20 protein-coding genes and 2 tRNA genes are annotated in these 19140 nt (G+C 54.4%); 17 read left to right on the forward strand and 5 right to left on the reverse strand.

Annotation, left to right across the window (positions count from 1 at the left end; translation table 11 throughout):
* Positions 1–101 precede the first annotated feature (101 nt).
* A complete protein-coding gene (locus EO133_RS02765; protein ID WP_127071138.1) occupies positions 102–668 on the reverse strand; it encodes an outer membrane protein in 567 nt (188 codons plus the stop codon).
* Between the two features lie 466 nt (positions 669–1134).
* On the opposite strand from EO133_RS02765, the gene EO133_RS02770 reads away from it, so the two are divergent.
* From EO133_RS02770 to EO133_RS02800, 7 genes are all read left to right on the forward strand, one after another.
* Complete coding sequence (locus EO133_RS02770) at positions 1135–1761, forward strand: helix-turn-helix domain-containing protein (RefSeq protein WP_127071139.1); 627 nt, start codon at positions 1135–1137, stop codon at positions 1759–1761.
* A gap of 110 nt (positions 1762–1871) precedes the next feature.
* A tRNA-Cys gene (locus tag EO133_RS02775) sits at positions 1872–1945 on the forward strand.
* An 80-nt stretch (positions 1946–2025) separates the two neighbouring features.
* Positions 2026–2670: a molybdenum cofactor guanylyltransferase gene (mobA, locus tag EO133_RS02780; RefSeq protein ID WP_164734851.1), complete on the forward strand. Its 645-nt coding sequence runs from the start codon at positions 2026–2028 to the stop codon at positions 2668–2670.
* Positions 2671–2738: 68 nt separating this feature from the next.
* Positions 2739–2813 (forward strand) — tRNA-Asn (locus EO133_RS02785).
* Between the two features lie 94 nt (positions 2814–2907).
* Positions 2908–4302, forward strand: a complete 1395-nt coding sequence (locus EO133_RS02790) for a site-specific integrase (RefSeq protein WP_127071141.1) — start codon at positions 2908–2910, stop codon at positions 4300–4302.
* A gap of 154 nt (positions 4303–4456) precedes the next feature.
* On the forward strand, positions 4457–4795 hold the full coding sequence (locus EO133_RS02795; protein WP_127071142.1) for a hypothetical protein: 339 nt from the start codon (positions 4457–4459) through the stop codon (positions 4793–4795).
* Positions 4792–5004 (forward strand): hypothetical protein, encoded by a 213-nt coding sequence (locus EO133_RS02800; RefSeq protein WP_127071143.1) that lies wholly within the window; start codon positions 4792–4794, stop codon positions 5002–5004. Before EO133_RS02795 ends, EO133_RS02800 begins: the two co-directional genes overlap by 4 nt.
* An 803-nt stretch (positions 5005–5807) precedes the next feature.
* Here EO133_RS02800 and EO133_RS20670 read toward each other — a convergent pair.
* Both EO133_RS20670 and EO133_RS02805 read right to left on the reverse strand, forming a co-directional pair.
* A complete protein-coding gene (locus EO133_RS20670; protein WP_280516117.1) occupies positions 5808–5933 on the reverse strand; it encodes a hypothetical protein in 126 nt (41 codons plus the stop codon).
* A complete protein-coding gene (locus EO133_RS02805; RefSeq protein ID WP_127071144.1) occupies positions 5930–6166 on the reverse strand; it encodes a hypothetical protein in 237 nt (78 codons plus the stop codon). The genes EO133_RS20670 and EO133_RS02805 overlap by 4 nt, the downstream gene beginning before the upstream one ends.
* A gap of 83 nt (positions 6167–6249) precedes the next feature.
* Between EO133_RS02805 and EO133_RS02810 the strand changes: the two genes are divergently transcribed.
* From EO133_RS02810 to EO133_RS02855, 9 genes are all read left to right on the forward strand, one after another.
* On the forward strand, positions 6250–6735 hold the full coding sequence (locus tag EO133_RS02810) for a thermonuclease family protein (protein ID WP_244640774.1): 486 nt from the start codon (positions 6250–6252) through the stop codon (positions 6733–6735).
* A 254-nt stretch (positions 6736–6989) separates the two neighbouring features.
* The gene (locus tag EO133_RS02815; protein WP_127071145.1) at positions 6990–8156 is read left to right on the forward strand and encodes a DUF6161 domain-containing protein; all 1167 of its coding nucleotides are present in this window, start codon (positions 6990–6992) and stop codon (positions 8154–8156) included.
* Positions 8157–8832: 676 nt separating this feature from the next.
* Entirely contained in the window at positions 8833–9801 is a 969-nt protein-coding gene (locus EO133_RS02825) for an SRPBCC family protein (RefSeq protein WP_127071147.1), read from the forward strand.
* Positions 9802–10056: 255 nt separating this feature from the next.
* Positions 10057–10254 carry a hypothetical protein gene (locus EO133_RS02830; RefSeq protein ID WP_127071148.1) on the forward strand — a complete coding sequence of 66 codons (198 nt, stop codon included), beginning with the start codon at positions 10057–10059 and terminating at the stop codon, positions 10252–10254.
* A gap of 190 nt (positions 10255–10444) precedes the next feature.
* Positions 10445–10639 (forward strand): hypothetical protein, encoded by a 195-nt coding sequence (locus tag EO133_RS02835; protein WP_127071149.1) that lies wholly within the window; start codon positions 10445–10447, stop codon positions 10637–10639.
* Positions 10640–10653: 14 nt separating this feature from the next.
* Positions 10654–11409: a BRO-N domain-containing protein gene (locus EO133_RS02840; protein WP_127071150.1), complete on the forward strand. Its 756-nt coding sequence runs from the start codon at positions 10654–10656 to the stop codon at positions 11407–11409.
* Between the two features lie 10 nt (positions 11410–11419).
* Positions 11420–11668, forward strand: coding sequence for a hypothetical protein (locus EO133_RS02845; RefSeq protein ID WP_127071151.1), 249 nt, complete (start codon positions 11420–11422; stop codon positions 11666–11668).
* A gap of 987 nt (positions 11669–12655) precedes the next feature.
* On the forward strand, positions 12656–14875 hold the full coding sequence (locus EO133_RS02850; RefSeq protein WP_127071152.1) for a hypothetical protein: 2220 nt from the start codon (positions 12656–12658) through the stop codon (positions 14873–14875).
* A gap of 82 nt (positions 14876–14957) precedes the next feature.
* Positions 14958–15344, forward strand: a complete 387-nt coding sequence (locus EO133_RS02855) for a MarR family winged helix-turn-helix transcriptional regulator (RefSeq protein WP_127071153.1) — start codon at positions 14958–14960, stop codon at positions 15342–15344.
* Positions 15345–15533: 189 nt separating this feature from the next.
* Here EO133_RS02855 and EO133_RS02860 read toward each other — a convergent pair whose 3' ends face one another.
* Positions 15534–16820, reverse strand: a complete 1287-nt coding sequence (locus tag EO133_RS02860; RefSeq protein ID WP_164734852.1) for a serine protease — start codon at positions 16818–16820, stop codon at positions 15534–15536.
* 825 nt (positions 16821–17645) lie between these two features.
* Here EO133_RS02860 and EO133_RS02865 point away from each other — a divergent pair.
* Positions 17646–18005, forward strand: a complete 360-nt coding sequence (locus EO133_RS02865) for a MarR family winged helix-turn-helix transcriptional regulator (protein WP_127071155.1) — start codon at positions 17646–17648, stop codon at positions 18003–18005.
* Between the two features lie 276 nt (positions 18006–18281).
* On the opposite strand, the gene EO133_RS02870 is transcribed toward EO133_RS02865, so the two are convergent.
* Positions 18282–19076 (reverse strand): potassium channel family protein, encoded by a 795-nt coding sequence (locus EO133_RS02870; protein WP_280516116.1) that lies wholly within the window; start codon positions 19074–19076, stop codon positions 18282–18284.
* Positions 19077–19140: the final 64 nt, after the last annotated feature.

Consider the following 19140-nt stretch of genomic DNA (forward strand, 5'->3'; position numbering starts at 1 on the left):
CGTGGCGACCTGTTGCCGATGCAACACACTTATAATGCTTAACAAATGAAAAACGGCCCCGCCGAGGCGAGGCCGTCAAACCCAACTCTAATGTAAAGCGATTAGAAGTGGAAGTTTGCACCGATGGTGAACTTGTGCACATCGGTTGAAGTGGCGTCGTTGGTCTGGTCCCAGCCATAGAGATACTGGCCGCGAACGGTCACGTCGTCGGTCATTGCGAATTCAAGACCGCCACCTGCGAGGATGTGATCGCCAGGACCGTTGGTGGCATCGAAATCCGAACCATAACCAACTGCAGCGTAAGCAAGCAGTTCGTTGGTTACGATGATACCGCCACGTGCCAGGATTTCACCATAGGCATAGGTTTCGTCTTCGTCGAAGACCGCATCGATACCGAGTTCTGCACCCAGTACGAAGATGTCGAAGGCAGCGTTGACACCAACCTGACCGCCGAGGGTCCAGTGTGTGTCACCATCGACTTGGTTGAGACCGCCAACGCGGCCACCGGCATAAAAGCCATTCCAATCAAAACCCGAAGGCTGATCGAAAACCGGAATTTCGGCTGCCGGAGGCGGAGGGGGCATACCAATAGCGTCGGCAGCAAACGCGCCACCAAGAGCAGTCGTGGACAAGAGGGCTGCAACAGCCACTGTCTTAAGCGAATTCATTTGTATTCTCCTTTTTACCGGCGTGTGTACTGAAAAAAGAGTGCCGGTGTGCTTTGGTTCCTGTGCCGATCGGGTGCTCGTTCCGTTGCCACGGGAGGTGTGGCTAAAAAAACACACACGATCGATTCACGGGACCTTCGCGACGCGCCGAACTTCACGGCTGAGTGCGGACGAAGTGGGGCCACGCCGTGGCAAGATTGAGGCAAAGGACGAATGTTGCTCAAAAGCAACGCAATCATGGTTAGCACTTAGTAAATAAAGCACTTTTGAGTGAGAGCGCCGGCTGTCGATCGCGGATCACGCGATTGGCATTATGGTCCATCCCAAAGACATGATGTTGCGCTTACCCGCGCCGCAGCCCAGCAATCGAACGCCTCACTTTTTCGTCCCAGGACCGCAAAAACCGGTTTTCTCTCCGGGTCCCGGTGCTCTACCCTAGCCATAAACAAAAAAGGGGCGGTCATTGATGAACCGGCATGTCGAAGCATCCAACTTGAGCCTCACGCGGGTTGGTCCACTTATTCGCGCGCGGAGGCATAAGCTGAAATGGACTCTCAATCAGCTTGGAGAAGCGGCCGGTATTTCGGTTGGCTACCTTAGCCAGGTCGAACGCGATCAGGCCCTGCCCTCCTTGAGCACATTGGCCGCCATCGCGCGCGCGCTTGATGTGGGGGTCGATTATTTCATTGCCTCGCCGCGCGCGCAGGATGCGCTGACTCGCGCTGGTGAAAGGATGCGCTTTTCCGTGAGCGATCCGCTTATTGCCTATGAGAAACTGCATACAGAATTTCCCGGCAATATCCTTTCCTCGTTTCTCATCACGATTCAACCGGGCTACCGGTCCGAGCCCACAAGTCATGAAGGCGAGGAAGCAATCTATGTGCTGGGCGGCGTTCTAACCCTTACCGTCGACAGCGACATGATGAAGGTGGGCGCGGGAGACAGTTTCCATTTCCGCGGCAACCGCTCACATTTCTGGGCCAACGAATCCGATGGCGTGGTGCGGCTGATCTGGTCTGGAACGCTGGAAATGTTTCACTCGAGCAAGAGCCGCTCTCCCTTTAACAGCGGTACAACGCCTTGGGGGGATTGAGACGATAGCGAAAATTGCAGGGCACCGGTTCGACCGGAAGACAAATTTGTCGGGACCAGCTTACTGGCGCTTGCGCAATTTCCTACAGTGCAATAGAACCCCGCTCCAGAGGCCTCGTGGCGGAGTGGTGACGCAGCGGATTGCAAATCCGTGTACACCGGTTCGATTCCGGTCGAGGCCTCCACTTTCCCCCTATTGCCGCACACTGAACATGCCCCATTACGGGTTACAGCATTGCCCTGCGCAGCTTGTCGGTCATCGGTCGTGACAGCATCTTCAAGAATTGTCGGACTTGTTCTGGCTGGCGGCAAAGGCAGTCGGCTGGGTGGCGTGGATAAGGCCCTGCTGCGGCTTGAAGGCGTTTCACTGGCGAATCGCGTAATCGCGCGATTAAGGCCGCAATGCGAAACGATTCTCTTGTCAGTCGCGCAAGCGACAGATGAGGCGCCTTTCAGACAATATTCGGTTTCGGTGCTGCCGGACAGAAGCGATGGACCTGCGGGCCCTGCCGCAGCTCTTTGGGCCGGCCTATGCTGGGCGAAAGCCAATGCGCCCGACGCCGCAATTCTCACCGTTACCGTCGATTGCCCGTTCACTCCCCTCGATTTTGCGCAGCGCAGCCTTGATGCCATAGGCGATTCGGGCTGTGTCGCTGGCGCCTATGAAGGGCAGATCTATCCGACTCACGCGTTGTGGCAGATCGAAGCGCTGGAGACGGTCCTTGATGGTCAAATGAGCAGCGACAAGGGCCCTTCCCTGTTCGCCTTGCTGGAAAAAGCGAAAGGCCGATCTGTCGACTATCGGGCATATGCTCATTTCAATCCATTCCAGGGTATCAATACGGTGGCCGACTTGCTGTCGGCATCGGCCGGAATTCGGAATTTCACAGGACAGCACACTTCATTTTGAAATGGGGGTTGGCAAACGCAATCAAATTGGCTAGATGATCGCCACCTGCCAATGCAGTGCTGCCTTGTTCCCCGGTAGCTCAGTGGTAGAGCAACCGGCTGTTAACCGGTTGGTCGCTGGTTCGAATCCGGCCCGGGGAGCCATTGGCACGTCTAAAAGCCCCAGAATACAAGGATTTCAAGGGTCTCCGTCTCCTCAGAGGTACACTACAAGGTACACCGAGGGGTACACTCTGTAATGCTTATGGCAGTTCCTTTCCTACAGAAACGGGGCAATTCTTATCGCTACAGGCGAAAGATTCCTGAACACCTACGTGACATTCTCGGAAAGCGAGAGATAGCGATTCCACTTGGTAAGTCTGAGCCGGAAGCGCTCAAGCACTACGCCAAGGCACATGCTCAGGCTGAAAAGCTGTTGATAACCGCTAGCCTTCCACAGTCCACCCCAACAGCCTTAGATCACTTCAAGGCCGCCCAAAGGCAAATTGAGGAATGGCAACTGGACCCTGAATGGGCCGGTGAAGGTGACCCTGATTCCCCTGATGATGATGAAGCGTTTGCCCGTTCGGTTACTGCGGAAGGCATTGCTGCGAAATATCGTGAGTACCAGAGTGGTGCCCGGCAAGAGTTTTCGCCACGCGATAAGGCACTAATTCAAAGCCTGATGAGCGGAAGCCGTGCCCCGCGCCCTGCCCCAACCCTTGAGGACGCCAGAAGGCTTTATGCTGAGGAAAAGATAAACGGGGACAAGAAAAAGAGCCAGCAGCTTGAGAACATATTCAAGCTGATTGCGCCGGTGGTGAAGCTGAACCGTCCCTTGGCAGAATTGCGCAGGGCAGACGCCAAGGAAATAAGGGACTGCCTGTTAGACGGAAGAAAGCCCCAGTCAGCCCAACGCTACCTCAATACGCTTCGGTCATTGGTCAATCACGCGATCAGGGAATATGAACTGACCGGCGTAAACAACCCATTCGATAGTTTGCCTGTCAGTAATAAAGAGGAAGCCACGCCCGACAAAACCAAGCGGGATGCCTTCACTGAGGTTGAACTGAGCAGAACACGCGCCCGTGTGCTTTCGATGGCACGGGACGATGTTCAATTAATATGGCGCATATTGGAGAACACGGGTTGCCGCCCAGCGGAAGTGTCAGGGCTTCGCGTTGAGGACGTGCTTCTTAATCACCCTATCCCTCACATTGTTGTCGAATGGCACGATGCCAGACGCATAAAGACCCTTTCATCACGGCGGAAGGTTCCCCTGATAGGTGACGCGCTCGAAGCCGCGAAAGAAGCCATTGATGCCGCTGGTGATGGACCGGGGCTGTTCCCTGCTTATTTCCGTGAAGGTGGCGCAGATAGCCTGTCAGCCGCACTCGGAAAGCACGTAAGGGCATGTGTGACCCGGAAAGAGGTTGTGACCTATTCCCTTCGTCACCGCATTGATTCTCGCTTAGAGGTCGCCAAGGTTCAGCCGTACACGATTGACCGCGTGATGGGGCATACCAGCGGCAAAATCGGTGAAGTCTATGGCGGGGAGTATGCTGACTTGCTCAGGGCCAAAGAAGCCCTTGAAGCGGCCCTGTCTCCTGAAATCACAGCACAGCTAAAAGCGATACAGCCGAACGCGCAGTAAGCCCCTCGGCAGGGCCATAGGTGCGCGTTCAGCGTCGTTCGGTTCTCTTGGGGTTTCCCTCAAGTGCCGCACTGACTCTGCGTTCGATTCTGCCTGTGGTCCTGTTTAGGGGCTTTCTGAGCCAGACTTTCAACCGCCAAAACAGGATAAGACAATGAGCGGTAGCTTCAATCAAAGCGGTATTTTTTCACGGGTTACGGCATTTGGTGCTGAGATTAAGGAAACGATCAAACAGGCAGTGAACCGAAACCTCGATTGCTTCGTCAGTGACGGGAAAGTGGTCAGCATGTTCATCCGCAATCCCCTTACCGGCACCGAGGTCTATATCGAGAGGACCGAAGAGAACTTGGGTTGGGGATGGAACAAAAGCGAGGCAAACCGCCTCGATGGATGGGACCGTGAGTTTTTCCTTGGGCGTCTCCGGGGCGATATTAGCGGCATCAAGCGTTCACTCCCGTTCACCAAGCGCCAACGGAAGGGGCAAGCGGTATGACTGTCCTTGTTGCGGCCATTTCGGGCATCGGCGCTTTTCTTGTGGTCAACACGTTCCTTGGGATTGTCCGGGCGATTGCCAGCGGTTCCATCCCGGCCATAGGCATCATTTTGCATCTTTCACCGCTTGCCGTGCCGATCAGGTGCGCAGGATGGTTTGTCGCGGTATGGGCTGGATGGTCCGTCTTTGACGCGATGGGCGGAATGTAGCCCGTAGGGCATTGACGATGACTGAGGGCGTTCTGGTGTGGATCATCGGGACGCCCTTTTTCGTTGCCCGCGCTGCCCGTACCGAACTACCGGATTTATTCTCCGGTAGTCGCGCACCTACCCACAGCACCCTCAAGACTGACGAGATAAGCAACATCTGCCGAACCGATGTAGGTCTCAAACTCGGTCGGGACTTGGTGACTGTCTTGGTTCGGACGAAAAACGCTATGTAGATCGAACCTGTTTAGGTCTGCGTCCCGGCAAGCAAATGACTATTGTATCCGAAGGACTACAAAGCATCTGATGCGGGGCACTCTGGATCGACTCTTTAAGAAGATGCTCAACGCAGACGAGGCTCAGTTTAATCGGATTAAAGTGAGTGCTGGGAGGGTTCGCATCACCATGCTGAACACCCTCAGATATTCTGCGGTAGTCGAGAACCGCAACCTAAACGCAAATGAGACTACCCTTCATCCGATGAATAGAAAGACAAGCGGGACATTGAATGAGGGATTTCCGCACTAAAAGATTGCCGGTTGAAGGGCCTGTCCGATTCAGGGCTGTCCCAGCCCCACGCAACACACCGGAAAGACCGCCCCCGGGTGAGGTTGAGCAGAATATGACATGTGCGCGTACCACACTAAGGGAGTGGGGCACCTGAAATAGAAAGCCCCGCCTCGAAAGGCAGGGCTGTCAGTCTTTGGGCTTGGTATCGCCTTATATGACTCGCCACCCGAAAGTGGACTTGAGGCGCACTACAGTTTCCCGCAAGCGCAATCGTCGGTATTCTAGTGTAGCAAGCGTCACTCGGCGGGGTGATGCTGACCGTTCTTCTTGTCGCCATAGCCGTAAATGCGCATAGCGATATAGGCCATCGCAAGGATGACCAAGGGAGCGCCATAGAGGGCGTAGATCGTAAATGCGGTCATCTCAGGCTCCTTAAGGAACGTCTCGCCAACCAATTTAGTGCGAAACCGGACAAAAGCCAAATCACGCTTGAAAGAACAAAGTTGACCGGCGGTACATCGGCTGCCGTTGAAAGCCCCAGCGTCACCGCAATGAGCGGGGCAAACACACCAGTGATAACGATACCAGACCCCAGCGCGTTCAGCCATGTGGCGAACAATTTAAGCCGCTCGTTGTAAACTGCATCTTGATCCATATCGCGCTTATATCTCGATTCTACGCCGCGTCATGCCCTTGGTTATGCTTTACATTTGGGATTTACCCGGCAATTGGTGACGGATGACACTCAAGCACCGCATTATCGTTGGCACTCTGATTGCTGCTGGAGCGGCCAGCATTGTCGTACCGCTTGCACTATCATTCTCAGCAGCCCTAGCGCCGATGCTCTCTGCATCCCCTGTTATGGCCGAACAGCCGCAATTTGATCTATGCCCAGCCGGTGAACGGCGCACCGAGGCAACTGTTTGCGTATGGGACGGTGATACCGTGGTCCTTTATGGGGAACGCATACGGCTTGAGGGAATCGATACGCCTGAGCGCACAGGGTATGATTGTGATGCCGAACTTGAACTGGCGATGGAAGCAACCTACCGCCTGCAAGAAATACTCAATAGCCACGAATGGGAACTGGTGAGGTCCGGCCAAGACCGCTACCAGCGCACCCTTGGGCATTTCCGTATTGGTGACACGACAGCAGGCCAAATGCTGATGAATGAAGGTCTTGCCCGTGAATGGCCCGATGGTGAGCGGTTCTGGTGCGAATAGCCGGTGTCAATGCTTCCCTCGAAGCCACTTCAGAACCCTGCAAGCCCAAAGAATCTCTCCTCAGTTCACCAAGGACGAAGTTGAGTACGCCATGAAGCTTGCTCGAACGGCAAACGGCGACAACCGAATATAGCCACAGCAATCGCGAGCCGCACAAAGCCCCAACGTTCCACCTCATCGGGCGAGGGCAAAACGAGCTTGCTTGGCAATTTAAGGCAATTGTGGCTACCTTGGCGAAGCGATTGGGGGAAACAATGTCCGAAGCAACAAAGCCGCTAATTCAGTTCCAACCAATGGGAACTGAACCAATCATATTAAAAGACAAAGCAGAAGCTAAAGAGTTCTTGAATAGCGAGCAGAATTGTTGGCAGTGGCTTCAATCAAGCAAGGAGCCCGACGCCGACAAACTCCACCAATATGTGCAAAGTCAATTCAGAGCTTTACACCAAGGCTTAGCGCGAAATCAATTCTCTCAGCTTGAGGTGAAGTTCACCAAAACCACCATTCCAACGTCCCGCTCCACGCTGTTTCAATTTATCGAAACGGTGCGAGCTAACGATGAGAAGCTCGCCATCGCAATTGCGGGGCTCACTTGGGGCATGGCTGAAATCAAACTAGGCCACCCTATGACATTGGCCGCGTTATCATCCCTAGTGACCTTTTGCGAGGGTGTTACACCAGAAAGCGCAGCAGCAATTCGCACCCAGCTGGATGAGGTGTTAGCCCGCTATAAACGCAGTGAAAGTGCGACGCGCGGATGGGCAAAACGTCTGGAAAGTGAGCTTGATGCGTCCCGCCAGACTACCTCACGTGTTGTTTCGCTAGGCCGTAGATACGCTAAACACAAGCTTCGTTTCCAGCGAAAGAGTGATGACGCGAGGATTGAGAGCGCAATTGGTGAACTCAACGAAACGCGCAGAGTCTATATGGAATACATGGCCCTCAGTGCGCCGGTGTCCTATTGGCAGGCCAAGGCGGCATCACATCGCAAGCGGGAGGGGACACTAAAAAACGTGGCTATCTGTTATGCCCTAGGCGCAGGAATTGTTGTCGTTGTGGCGCTCTTTTGCTTGGCAAAGTTCGCACTTCAGGCGGCTTCACAAGAGGCTCACACCAGCGTTCTCCTGATTTATGCGGGCATTGGCGTGGTCATTACAACCATCGGCTTTTGGATCGGTAGGGTTATCACGCGCCTATACCTATCAGAAGCTCATCTAGCCGTTGATGCGGAAGAGCGCGCGACCATGGTGCAAACATACCTTGCACTCACTAACGTAAATCAAGCATCCGCTGAGGACCGAACTATCGTTCTAGCATCGCTCTTCCGCCCAACTGAAGATGGAATTGTCAAGGATGATGGCGCTCCTGACTTCTCCGCGGCTGGTGTTCTGTCTCGCTTCAGTACGTCCGGCGGCGGGTGAGGTGGATCGTTAGGACGACACCTATCTTGATCGGTATTGCTCAATCATCGCGTCTGTAACGTCATCCACGTAACAGATTGGACTCTGCCCGCCCGGACGCGACCAAGCACTTCGCCCACCACATTGGCTACCATTCGCTGCCCGATTATAGGGGCAAGGGCAGTTTCCATGCCGCTGAAGGTAACTCGACACGCTTTCGTGAACTATCTGCTCAGCAATTTCCGCGCGGCTTTGTCCATAAGTAGCCTGCACGAGCACAAATGTGATGCTGAGCGCCACTATCCAGCGTTTCATTCGGTTCCCCCAAACCTACGCCGGTATCAAAACATGTCATTGGACGGGGAGTCGAGACGGTCATTTCGTGCGCTTCAAGAACCACCCTGCCCCCTCAGATCATTTCAACCGCACCCCAGTTCATTCCTACTTGTTATAGCCCGGTCCGTGAGGGCTACCCCAGTCCCCAAATACACCGAAAAGACCGCCCCGACTGCGGCTGCTAGTGCATGGTTTGGGGCATGTGCGGCGCAGTTTGTGGCGCTTCAAAGCATCATTTTCTTGTAATTGTACGACACAATTGCCTTGGCTTTGCCATCGTCCGCAAATTAATACATGCTATCGGGAAACGCAGGGCACGGAATCTCCGTTGCACTCATAGGGCACTGCCAGACAACGAATAATGACGACTAATTCATCAGTCCCGCAGCCGATCATTCGGCGGCTCGCAATCGCCTTTGTCTTCGCTCTGGCATACGGGCTTCTGCTCTATCTTCTGATATGGGTAAACGATACCGAGAGCCTGTCATTCATCGCTGGCCTCTTCTTGCTGCCCATGGCTGTTGCGGGAGTGGCGACGAGTGTAGCCGACCCCACTGGCCGGGGGCCGCTCTGGCCGCATATTCGTAACGGTTGGATCGTCATCGCATTGCTCGTCGTCATCACCATGGTTCTCTTTCGGGAAGGCGGGATTTGCGTTGCCATGGCTGCCCCCTGCTTTCTTGTAGGGTCTGCTGCCGGTTCTGCGTTGACATTATGGCTATTGCGGCAGTTTCAGTCGCCGCGATCAACAACACTTGTCATTGTCCTGCCCTTGCTGGGATTTCCTATTGAACCGCATTTGAGCTACCCGGAATACGCAGGCGAAGTGACAACCGTGATCGAGATCGCGGCACCCCCATCGACTGTTTGGCAAAATACGGTGGAAATACCAGCTATCGACCCTGCGGAACTGCCGTTCACCTTTAGCCACCACGTTGTTGGTGTTCCACACCCCGAAAATGCTGTCATCGTAGGAGAAGGTGTGGGGGCGGTCCGTCAGTTAAGCTGGACGAAGGGCGTTCGCTTTGAGGAGGTCGTAACGCGCTGGGATCAAGATCGTCATCTGGCTTGGGATTTTCGTTTCGGACCAGACTCTATCCCTGACGCGGTTGAGGCACATATTGAGGTCGATAGCTCTTACCTCAAGCTTGCCAATGGCGAATACACGCTTGAACTGCTGCCAAACGGAAACACCCGGCTCTCGCTTACAACGCGCTATTGGATAGCGACACCGATCAATGCCTATTGCAAGCTTTGGGGAACGATATTCCTCAACGATTTTCACGGCGCGGTGTTGAAGATCATCAAGGACCGGTCCGAGCGAGTATAGGCGGGGCGGCCTGTCTGTTCGCGCAATCATCTACAGGATGAGAACCACCCTGCTCCCTTAGATCATTTCAACCGCATCGCAGTTCATTCCTATTTGTCATAGCTCCGTCCGTGAGGGCTGTGGGTGCTGACGACCGGCAAGCCATGCCGCAGACGTTGAGTTTCGCACCGTGGAGTTTCGGTGTCGCGCGGTGACAGTCGATGGCGTCCCTGCACTCGCTTGGTACTACCACGATCTGCTCGTGAAGGTGGTCGTATGAGGGCAGGAAGCAGAGACCTCATCACCAAGGTCATCAAGCTGCGCAACCTGCTCAAAGCCAGTCAGCAAGACCTTCGCAAGAACCCCTCGTATGGCCGTGCAGTGGCCGTTCAGAAGGACAAGAGGAAACTGAACGAGGCCATAAGTGGGCTTCGGGCCACCTTCGTCATCGTTGATGAGCATGGGGGGCGCTGATGTGCCTACCCAGTATGCACTCCAAGAACCCTTGGCCTGACCATGAGTTCGGACCCTCGAAAGAAATCTTGCTCAGGGCGAGAGCCACAGGAGGGACGGTGATGTTTGATACCCGCACCCGCACCTTCCGTGTCCGCCCTTCGTGGCGCGTCCCCTCCATCAAGCTCAAGCGTAAGGGCCGGTGGTTCTGATGCTGGACGGAAGACAACGCGGGCTGACCCGCATCATCCGTGAGGGCTGCCCCGATCACCCCACCTACAAAGGCAAAGGCGAAGTACCGACCGCTCACTGTGGCCGGTGCCAGACACTTCACGCGGCTTGGACTGAATTGGTCGAAGCCATGAACGAACTTCTCGATGACGCACTGAGCGCACCTGATAGCTAGGAATGAGATTTAATATGACTGAACTGAAGACTTTTGATTTTGGCGCTCACGGTATCCGCGTGGTGGTGATTGAGGACGAGCCGTGGTTCATCACACGAGACGTGGCACTGGCCTTGAACATTGCGGTGCAAGAGGATGGGAGCGTCAATACCGCGAACGTGACGCGGTTCGTTGGGACGGATGAGAAACAGCTTCTTCGCCGATCTACCCCTCGCCTGACGATGGATACTGTGAATGAACTTTTCCGCCGTAAGCAGCCTTCATTGTCAGCGGTCTCCGAGTCTGGCCTTTACAAGCTCATTATGCGCTCGGACAAACCCGAAGCCCGCAAGTTTCAAGACTGGGTGACCCGCGAAGTCCTCCCCGCTATCCGCAAGACAGGCGGTTATCTTCTCAATGAGGAAGCACGGGAGACAGCCAAGGCCGACGACCGGCAGGGAATGCCGTTGCCTGAAGAGTTCGCTCAGGTCATGCAGCATTTGGCTGAGATCACCGCGATCAACAAGGAACTGGTGGAAACCAACCGTAAGCTGGTTGAGCTTCTTCAGTCCCAGCCCGCTCCGGCCCCTGAGGTCAAGGACGAAACACCGACCCTTGCCCGTGAGTTTATCCGCACCAATCGCCTTGGCTGCTCAAGCTCGGACCTCGGCTGGGCAGCAACAAAATACTGCAACGACCGGGGCATCTACTTTGTGGAAGGAAGCGGCAACCGCTCGAACCGCTACCCTCGCTGGGTGCTTGAAATCGTGGCTCCCGGTGTCTTCGCGTAGGAGATCGAATATGACCACTGAATACCAAGTCCACACACATCGGTTCATCGGCCCCGACGAAATGAACCGGCTCAATAAGGCAAAGGCCCTTGAGGTCATAGATGAGGAACACACCTGCACCCCCGGAATGAATAGGCGCGTGGTTCGGCTCCCTGATGGGACGCTGTGGCGTGGCCTCTATGACATTAAATATCTGACCTTCGAGCCAGTGGAACCGGTTGAGGTCACGGTCAAGAAGTGGCGCTCCCTGAACCACTGACCAATTACCCCTCAGTATAGGACGCTCACAACCGTCACCCTCAAAATCACTTTCGTCAGCCCTCGTGCCTCTCCGGTGCGGGGGCTTTTTGCATTTATGACCACGTTAAAGGAATAACATGGCCGACAATAAGAAGCGCAAGGCCGTAAACCTTGCGACCCCGAAGGTTCCCTTCCGTTTCCCGAAGCTCAATGAGCCGGACTACGGTTTCCGCTGACCTCCATCACTGAAATTGATAGCTCATCACAGATATTGATAATAAGACTCAGTGAATGGCAAAAAGACAAGTTATTACAGATGGATACGGATATATCCTTACCTTGTCTCTGGCAAACTCTAAATATTCCAGTAAAATCAATTACTTATAATTACCCCTCATACCTGGATAAGCTGCCCTATGATATTATAGGTTCTTCATGCTCATTCCCGATGCCTTCTCCTGAAGGATGGAGGGAAGATTATGATGAAGACAGCTATAGTGGACACTAATGTTGACCATAGCCAACCTAGGTCAACTTCAGTGGCCCGTGAGAGGTCACGTCATCAAAATCTCCTATAACCATTTTCATGGGGATAATGACCATCATTCATGCCGCGCCATTTGGTCGCCTGATCTTCATGACCCCGCAAATCCACACAGGGACTCGCTGAGAGTCCTTTTCGGCCTTCCATAAGGCTTGGCAAGGCAAAGGCCCGCAACCCCGCTCACTGAGTCTCCCTGCCCCATTATCATCACCATCATTCCATCAGGCCCCCGGCCAATGCGGTTCGGGGTTTTTCTGTATGCGACAACCGCAAGGAACATAAATGGCAAACACAGTTCCGGGGCTTCGGCCTCATACTTCTGACCGTCCATCCGTAGGCGCTGCTAACCGGGGACGCGCTCAGTCCCCTTCGCCCCGCGATATACAGGCTCCGGGGCTTCGTCCTACCGCTCGCCCGGTGGACACTTACGCGCGGCCTCAGGCACCCGCTGAGGGCAACTCGATGCTCCAACTGGCCTCCGCCTTGGCCGCGATCAGTCCCACCCTGAACACCTATTTGCAGGAAGAGGGAAACCGTCAGCGTCAACATTACGAGGACTTGGCGGCACGTAGGCTGGCCGGGATGACCAATGAAGAGGCTGAGCGTCGTTATCGCGAAGGCTCGCTTCAAGACTTGGATAACCCTTGGTATCAGGCTGCCTTTATGAAGAGCCTCGGTCAGCGCCTCGCCTTCGACCGTCAGAACCAATTGTCCCGCATCTACGAGACCGACTTCGATAAGCGTAATGGCGACTTCGGTTCCCTTATCGCGGAACAATCAGCCGCCGATCTTGAGACCTATGGTGACAATCGGTTCTTCATGGAGGGCTACGGCCCTATCATGGACAACTACCGTACCCGTGGTCTTGCCACTCAGGCGGAACACCAGACTGAGCTTCTGCACACCGAAGCCCGCGAGAATGTCTTCGGCACATTCCTCGGTGTTGCCCATGATGGCATCCGTGAAGGTCATACCCCTGAAGAAATCCACCAGTCCATCCGTGCGCTGTTCTCAGGGAACCAGCAGTTCCTCCATATGTCCTTCCGAGAGCAAGACGAAGAAATGCTCAAGGTGGCCTCTCAGTTGGCCGAAGAGGGACATTACGAGCTTGTTCAGGAAATCCTCAGAGGCAACCGAACGGGCGCTGATGGTACTGAACTTGGCCCTTTGGTGGAAAACCGTGCCCACAGTGCCCGTGCCTATCAAATCCTCACCCGCGCTCAGAATGTCCGGGCAGGAAATGACCATGATGCAACATGGGATTTGTGGTCGGACATTCAGCGTCGTGCCCGTGACGGAACGATTACTGAAGAGGAACTGAGGGAGATCAGGGAAGAGAACCCTAACCTGATGACCCGTGAGCAGTACCAGTCCATCCTGCGCATCAGTGAAGGTGAGCAGATGAAGCGGGAGGCCGCGCTGCTTGAGGCTGAGACCGAAGCGGCCTACCAGATGGCCTATAACGGTGAACGCCGTGCCCGCCTCGGCAATGACCTTCAGGAGCTTGAAGCGGGACGCCTCGGTTACCTTGAGGACATTGAGGTTATCGGCCCTGATGGAAAGCCCAAGACAATTACCGGCGATGACCGGGCTGCTGAGGTTCTGGACTATTACTCGATGGAACTTGCCAACCGGGTAGCGGATGGTGAGATCACCGAGGATGACAGGTTCGCCCTTGAGGTCACCGCATATGCCACGAGCGGCATGACGAATGACCGTTGGAAAATCCCGCTCACACATGGGTACGCTGCGGCCTCGTCCATGACCACTGCGGGTGGCGGTGATTGGCCTCCTGCGGTCGCTGAGGGTATCGAGTTGTATAATCGTCTCCGGGCGATTGACCCCCGGTACGTGAACACCATCATCGGGTCCAATGAACAGGAGTTCTTCGAGTCCATCAGGGTTTCTGAAGCGGACTTGGGGATGACCAGAGACCAAGCCTTGTCATTTGCGATGGCCGATCAGGGCACCCAGTCTGGCAATCCGTACCACACGATTACCATCAGGGACGTTGAGGACGCCTTACGCGGCTCTAACGCCCGCCAGTTCTCATTCATGGGTTTTGGTCCGGGTGACGTTCGGAACCTCGGTGAAGCCTCTGATGCTATCGTTCGGTACGCTCAGCGTTACAGTCGTCTTGGCAAGGACGAGGCGATCAGGCGTGGTGTTGAGGCATTCAACAATAACTATCAGATCATCAATGGCTGGGCGGTCCACGCAAGTGGGCGTTCGGTGCCAGCGCAGTTCTCTCAGTATGCTGGTGACTATGCCCGGTATTACGTGCGGAACTGGATGGCTGATGGAGAGGTACTGGACGAGCAGGACGTTATTCTTATTCCTGCCCCTATGGGGTCAGACACTTGGATGCTGTTTGACGTCTCGATGATGGCACCAGTTGCCAACCCTGAGCGGCGTTACATCACCCCAAGGACGCTGATGGAGCATCAGGAGACCGTGGCGGCTGAACGGGCACTCAGGCAGGACCGGGAGATCAATGCCAGAAGCATGGCCCGCGATCTCAATATGCTGCCTCAGGGTGGCGCTCCCGGCCACTACTACCAGAATAATCAGGTTTACCGGGTGGACTTTGAGGATGGTTCGACAGAGCCAATCTTCGTTCCTGCCACGCGGGGTGCCCAAGGCTCTTGGATCACCGACCCGCCTGAATGGCTCCGAGACTGAATACCCCCTTCAATCAACTTCACATGGCCCTGAGCTTCGCGCTTGGGGCCTTTTTCATATGCGACAACCGCAAGGAATCTACATGACCAAAAAACTGTCACAGAACCACAAGCCTACCGCTGAAGGCATCGATCAACTGCTTGAGTTGATAGGGCTGTTTCGAGAGCAACACCCCATGATGCCCATGCAGATGGCCCATACATTCTTATTGATTGCACGATACCCCGGCATCCGCGCTTCTGAATTGATCGACATTACCGGCCTTAGCCAACCCTCGGTCTCCCGCAACGTCGCTGCCCTGACTAAGCTCGACAGCAACGGCTCATCGGGACTGAGCCTCATCAAGCGGACGTTGTGCCCTGAAGACCCGCGAGTACACCGGCTGAAGCTAACCAAGAAGGGAAAGCAGTTCCTTTCCGAGATCACCGGGGTCACTCAAGAGAATAACGGCCTGTTCGACAATCTGTAGCTGACGCTGATCGACTAGGTATATTACCAATGCCCACAACCGGCGAGTAAATGCCCTCGGTCAAAAGGTCATTATCCCCCTGCCCATCCTCACCAACCACAGTTGTCCTGTCTTCAGGGTGATTACGGCTCTAGCGTTGTCCAATAGCAGGTGACGGGTGGGCAGCGGAATGATGATCTTGAACCCCACTTAATTGGCGTGGGTAGAGCAGACGATTTGAACGGTAAAGTCCCTCGCAATTTCCACCGAAGCTCTCACAGGAATTGCCTCTTTGGAGGGCTTGGTGTCCGGCAATCGAAATATGCTTAGAAAATCCAGCAATGGTCCGGTCTTAATGGCAAAGCCCACATTGGGTGCTACCGTTCCTATCGAACTGAGTAGATAGAGTTCATCGCTCTTAGCTACCGCCACACCGATCACCTGTCCATATTCGTCAAGCAGTGGTCCGCCACTGTTGCCATACTGAATACCCACATTGGTTGTGAACCAACGCTGTTCGCCACGTAGGCCGGTTTCGCCAGAGACAATGCCGGTGCCCACGGACAGTGAGGAATTGAGATAAGTGGCAAGAGGATAGCCAACCGATACCACGGCCTCGCCCAGTTCAATGTCTCTAGTACGAAGCGTCGCAACTGCGTGACTATGCGGGTCATCTAGACGCAGTACGGCAAGGTCCAGATCAGCATCGCTCAAAATGACGCTGGCCGCGCCATATCCAGGCACGTCGATGGCTGAACAGTTCTCAATCACATGATGGTTGGAAACCAATACGCCATTCTCCGCCACGAAAAAGCCGGTGCCATAACTCACTCTAGGAACGGTTGGCGTAAAACCTTGCGGCGTCTGTACCGCCTCTGGTGACTGTGACGTTGCCAGTAGAGGGTATGAATGCGATGCCATGAACACAGCCAGCATCCCCCCTACCTCATCATATTGACTGTCCCACTCTATCGAGAACCCAATGCTGCTTTGAGGTGCCGCCGACATATAGATGTAGAATGGAAAGCCCTGCCGATAGCCTGTCACGACAAAGCGGCTGGCATTGAAGGTCTTGTAAGTAATTTGCCGTCTGGCATTTTCGGTAGATAGCGACCGATAGAGACTCTCGTAGCTTTCGTCAGCGTACGGCTTGCTAATCGTTTCGAGCCGGATTGAGTTTGATGGATCGAAATAGGCCATGCCGCGCCGGGTGTTCTCAGTTTGACTGAGCAAAGCAGTCGGCAAAAGCATCGACATTTGGCCGCGCGCGTCTTCCACTATCTCCATGCCCATTTCGGCAAACATGAAACTGGCACGTTCATGAAGGTCAATCAGGGCTGTTGAACTGAGGACGCCGCTCGGCTGGTCACCACGCACAGCTTGGAAATTGGTCAGCGCACGGTACGTGGCGGGGCCGAACTGGCTGTCCGCAATCGCACTGTATTGTCCAACCAAGATCAGCTTGGACTGTAGCAGTCCCCGGTCTTCTTCACTCATTGAGTAGAACCACTGCCGACTTGCGTTTAAGTCCGCTTGAACGGGAAATGCCCAACCGGCAATCAGACACATGAAGCAGAAATAAAGTGACGGATTGAATAAACGCTGAGGCAAGCTGTTCCCCCGATGCAAACCTTCCGATGGTCTCGGTGTATTGTGCAGAAAAAATCAATGCCGCCAAGATCGACCTGTATGACTTGCTATTAGCGTCGCGTCCCTCTCGCAGATGCCAATCCGCATGATGCCGTCACTGGTGCCTATTGGCCGACAGAGTAGCGGATAATGTTCTTGAGCCAGTGTCCCATAGAGTGGACTCAGGGAGTCACTGAGCGGGGTCTCCAGTGTTGCCGGTGGGTAAGGACCAGCTTAGCTGAACCACTTGCGCGATGCCTTCCTGAGCTACACACAATCGAATGACGCTCGATACCCTTGAGTACTCTTATGTTTCGCTGCTTTCCCATACTGACCACAGAATCTTTCAGCTACAGGAAAAGCGTCCATTTCGTTCCACACGTTCCCAATTATCACGCCATGCTCATTGCCCGTTACGTTGTTTCCAAAGGGGCCACCATAGATATTTGCGTTCTCAGGGTCGGTGGAAGTTGCACAGCCTGTGAGAATAAGAGCGGCCGAAATGGATACAAGGCGAAGCATGAAGATTCCTTAGGTGGGCTGAAATGTACCGGGCAAAAATACCGAAAAAATCTGAGCCGCCAAGATCAATCTACATGACCCGCAATACCCCCCGTGGCCCCTGAATTTCCTCAAAATAACCTCTTGATTTGCCATTAACTCATTGTATTATATGAGGAAAAGGACGCTCCAATGACACTCAAAACTGATGAAAACCACAAGCCCAACAACCGGGACATTGATCGTTTGATCGAAGTGATAGACCTGTTCCGAGAACAGCGGCCCATGCTGCCGATGCAGACTGCCGCCATATTTCTACTGATTGCTCGCTACCCCGGCATCCGTCTCAATGAACTTATGAAAATCACGGGGCTTAGTCAGGCATCGGTCTCTCGTAACGTGTCGGCCCTATCCAAACTCGATAGGCAGGGCGCACCGGGGATGAACCTTGTCCTGCGAAGGATGGACACTAAAGACCCACGGGTGCAACGGCTAAAGCTGACCAAGAAGGGCACTGAGTTTCTTGCCAGTGCCACTCTGGTTGGGGCTTAGGTGCCCGGCACTACCGACACAGGCTTCTATCGACATACGTGCGATTGCCTCTGGAATTGATATAGTAGCATCCTCCGCGTGGTCCCCGGTAATACTGACGATAGGAACTCGTCCTTGGAACGAACACTGGGCTGGATACGGTACTGACGCTAGTGCTAGTCGGAACCGTTCCTGCGGGCCGCTGTGCGTATGGCGCAGCACAGCCCGCGAGGCATAGCGCGATAGCTAATGCGGTAAATCTAATCATTGCTCCCCCCAAAAGCGTGGTAGATGACCTTAATCAGATTTGCCGTCTTCCGTCGACTGCTCGGACTGGCGTTGCCGCTGTATTGCATCCGAGAAAGCCGAAGCCAAGATACCTGTAGGCATGGCAATTAGACCTATACCCAACAGTGCCGTGAACCCAGCTAGGGCACGCCCCAAGGCGGTGACTGGTACAATGTCGCCATAACCCACAGTGGTAAGCGTTGCAATTGACCACCACATCGCACGGGGAATGCTACCGAACGCATCCTGCTGGCTATCTCCCTCAACGATGTATAACAGGGTGGAGGAAAACAGGAGCAGCACTGCGGCAACTACTACGCTCATTAGAAGCTCGTATCGGCGGACATGCAGTGCTTCAATTATGGCAGTAGTAGCCCGCGAAAAACGCCCCAACTTGGCTAATCGTAGGACGCGGAAGAGCCTGAACAGCCGAAGGAGAAATGCTTGACTGCCTAGTAGTCCAAGCAGCAGCGGCAGAAGCGCCATAAGATCAATCAGCGCAGATGGCGAAGCCATGTAGCGCAGCCTGCCTATCAACCCGCGATATTTTTCTTGCTCGCCTGCGACCCATATACGGGCACCGTACTCCGCCGTGAAGATGATGGTGAGCACAGCTTCCACCCCAAGAAACAGGTGAGTGTTCTCTTGAAGAACCGATGCCTCGCTCTCCAAGATCGCGATTAGTGCTGCAAAGCAAATCAGCGCCGTGATGAACTTGTTCAGGGGTGAAAGACCTTTATGCGGCCAAGCCTGAGGTTCCAAAAGCACGAATAGACGATGCCTCAGCCCAATATCTCTCATCATGTCCCCCAAACCTTGCAGAGCGAATGAACGATAGGACGTTTCAGATCACCAGCCAACACCGACC

The organism is Pelagibacterium lentulum, from assembly GCF_003992625.1.
GTDB lineage: Bacteria > Pseudomonadota > Alphaproteobacteria > Rhizobiales > Devosiaceae > Pelagibacterium > Pelagibacterium lentulum.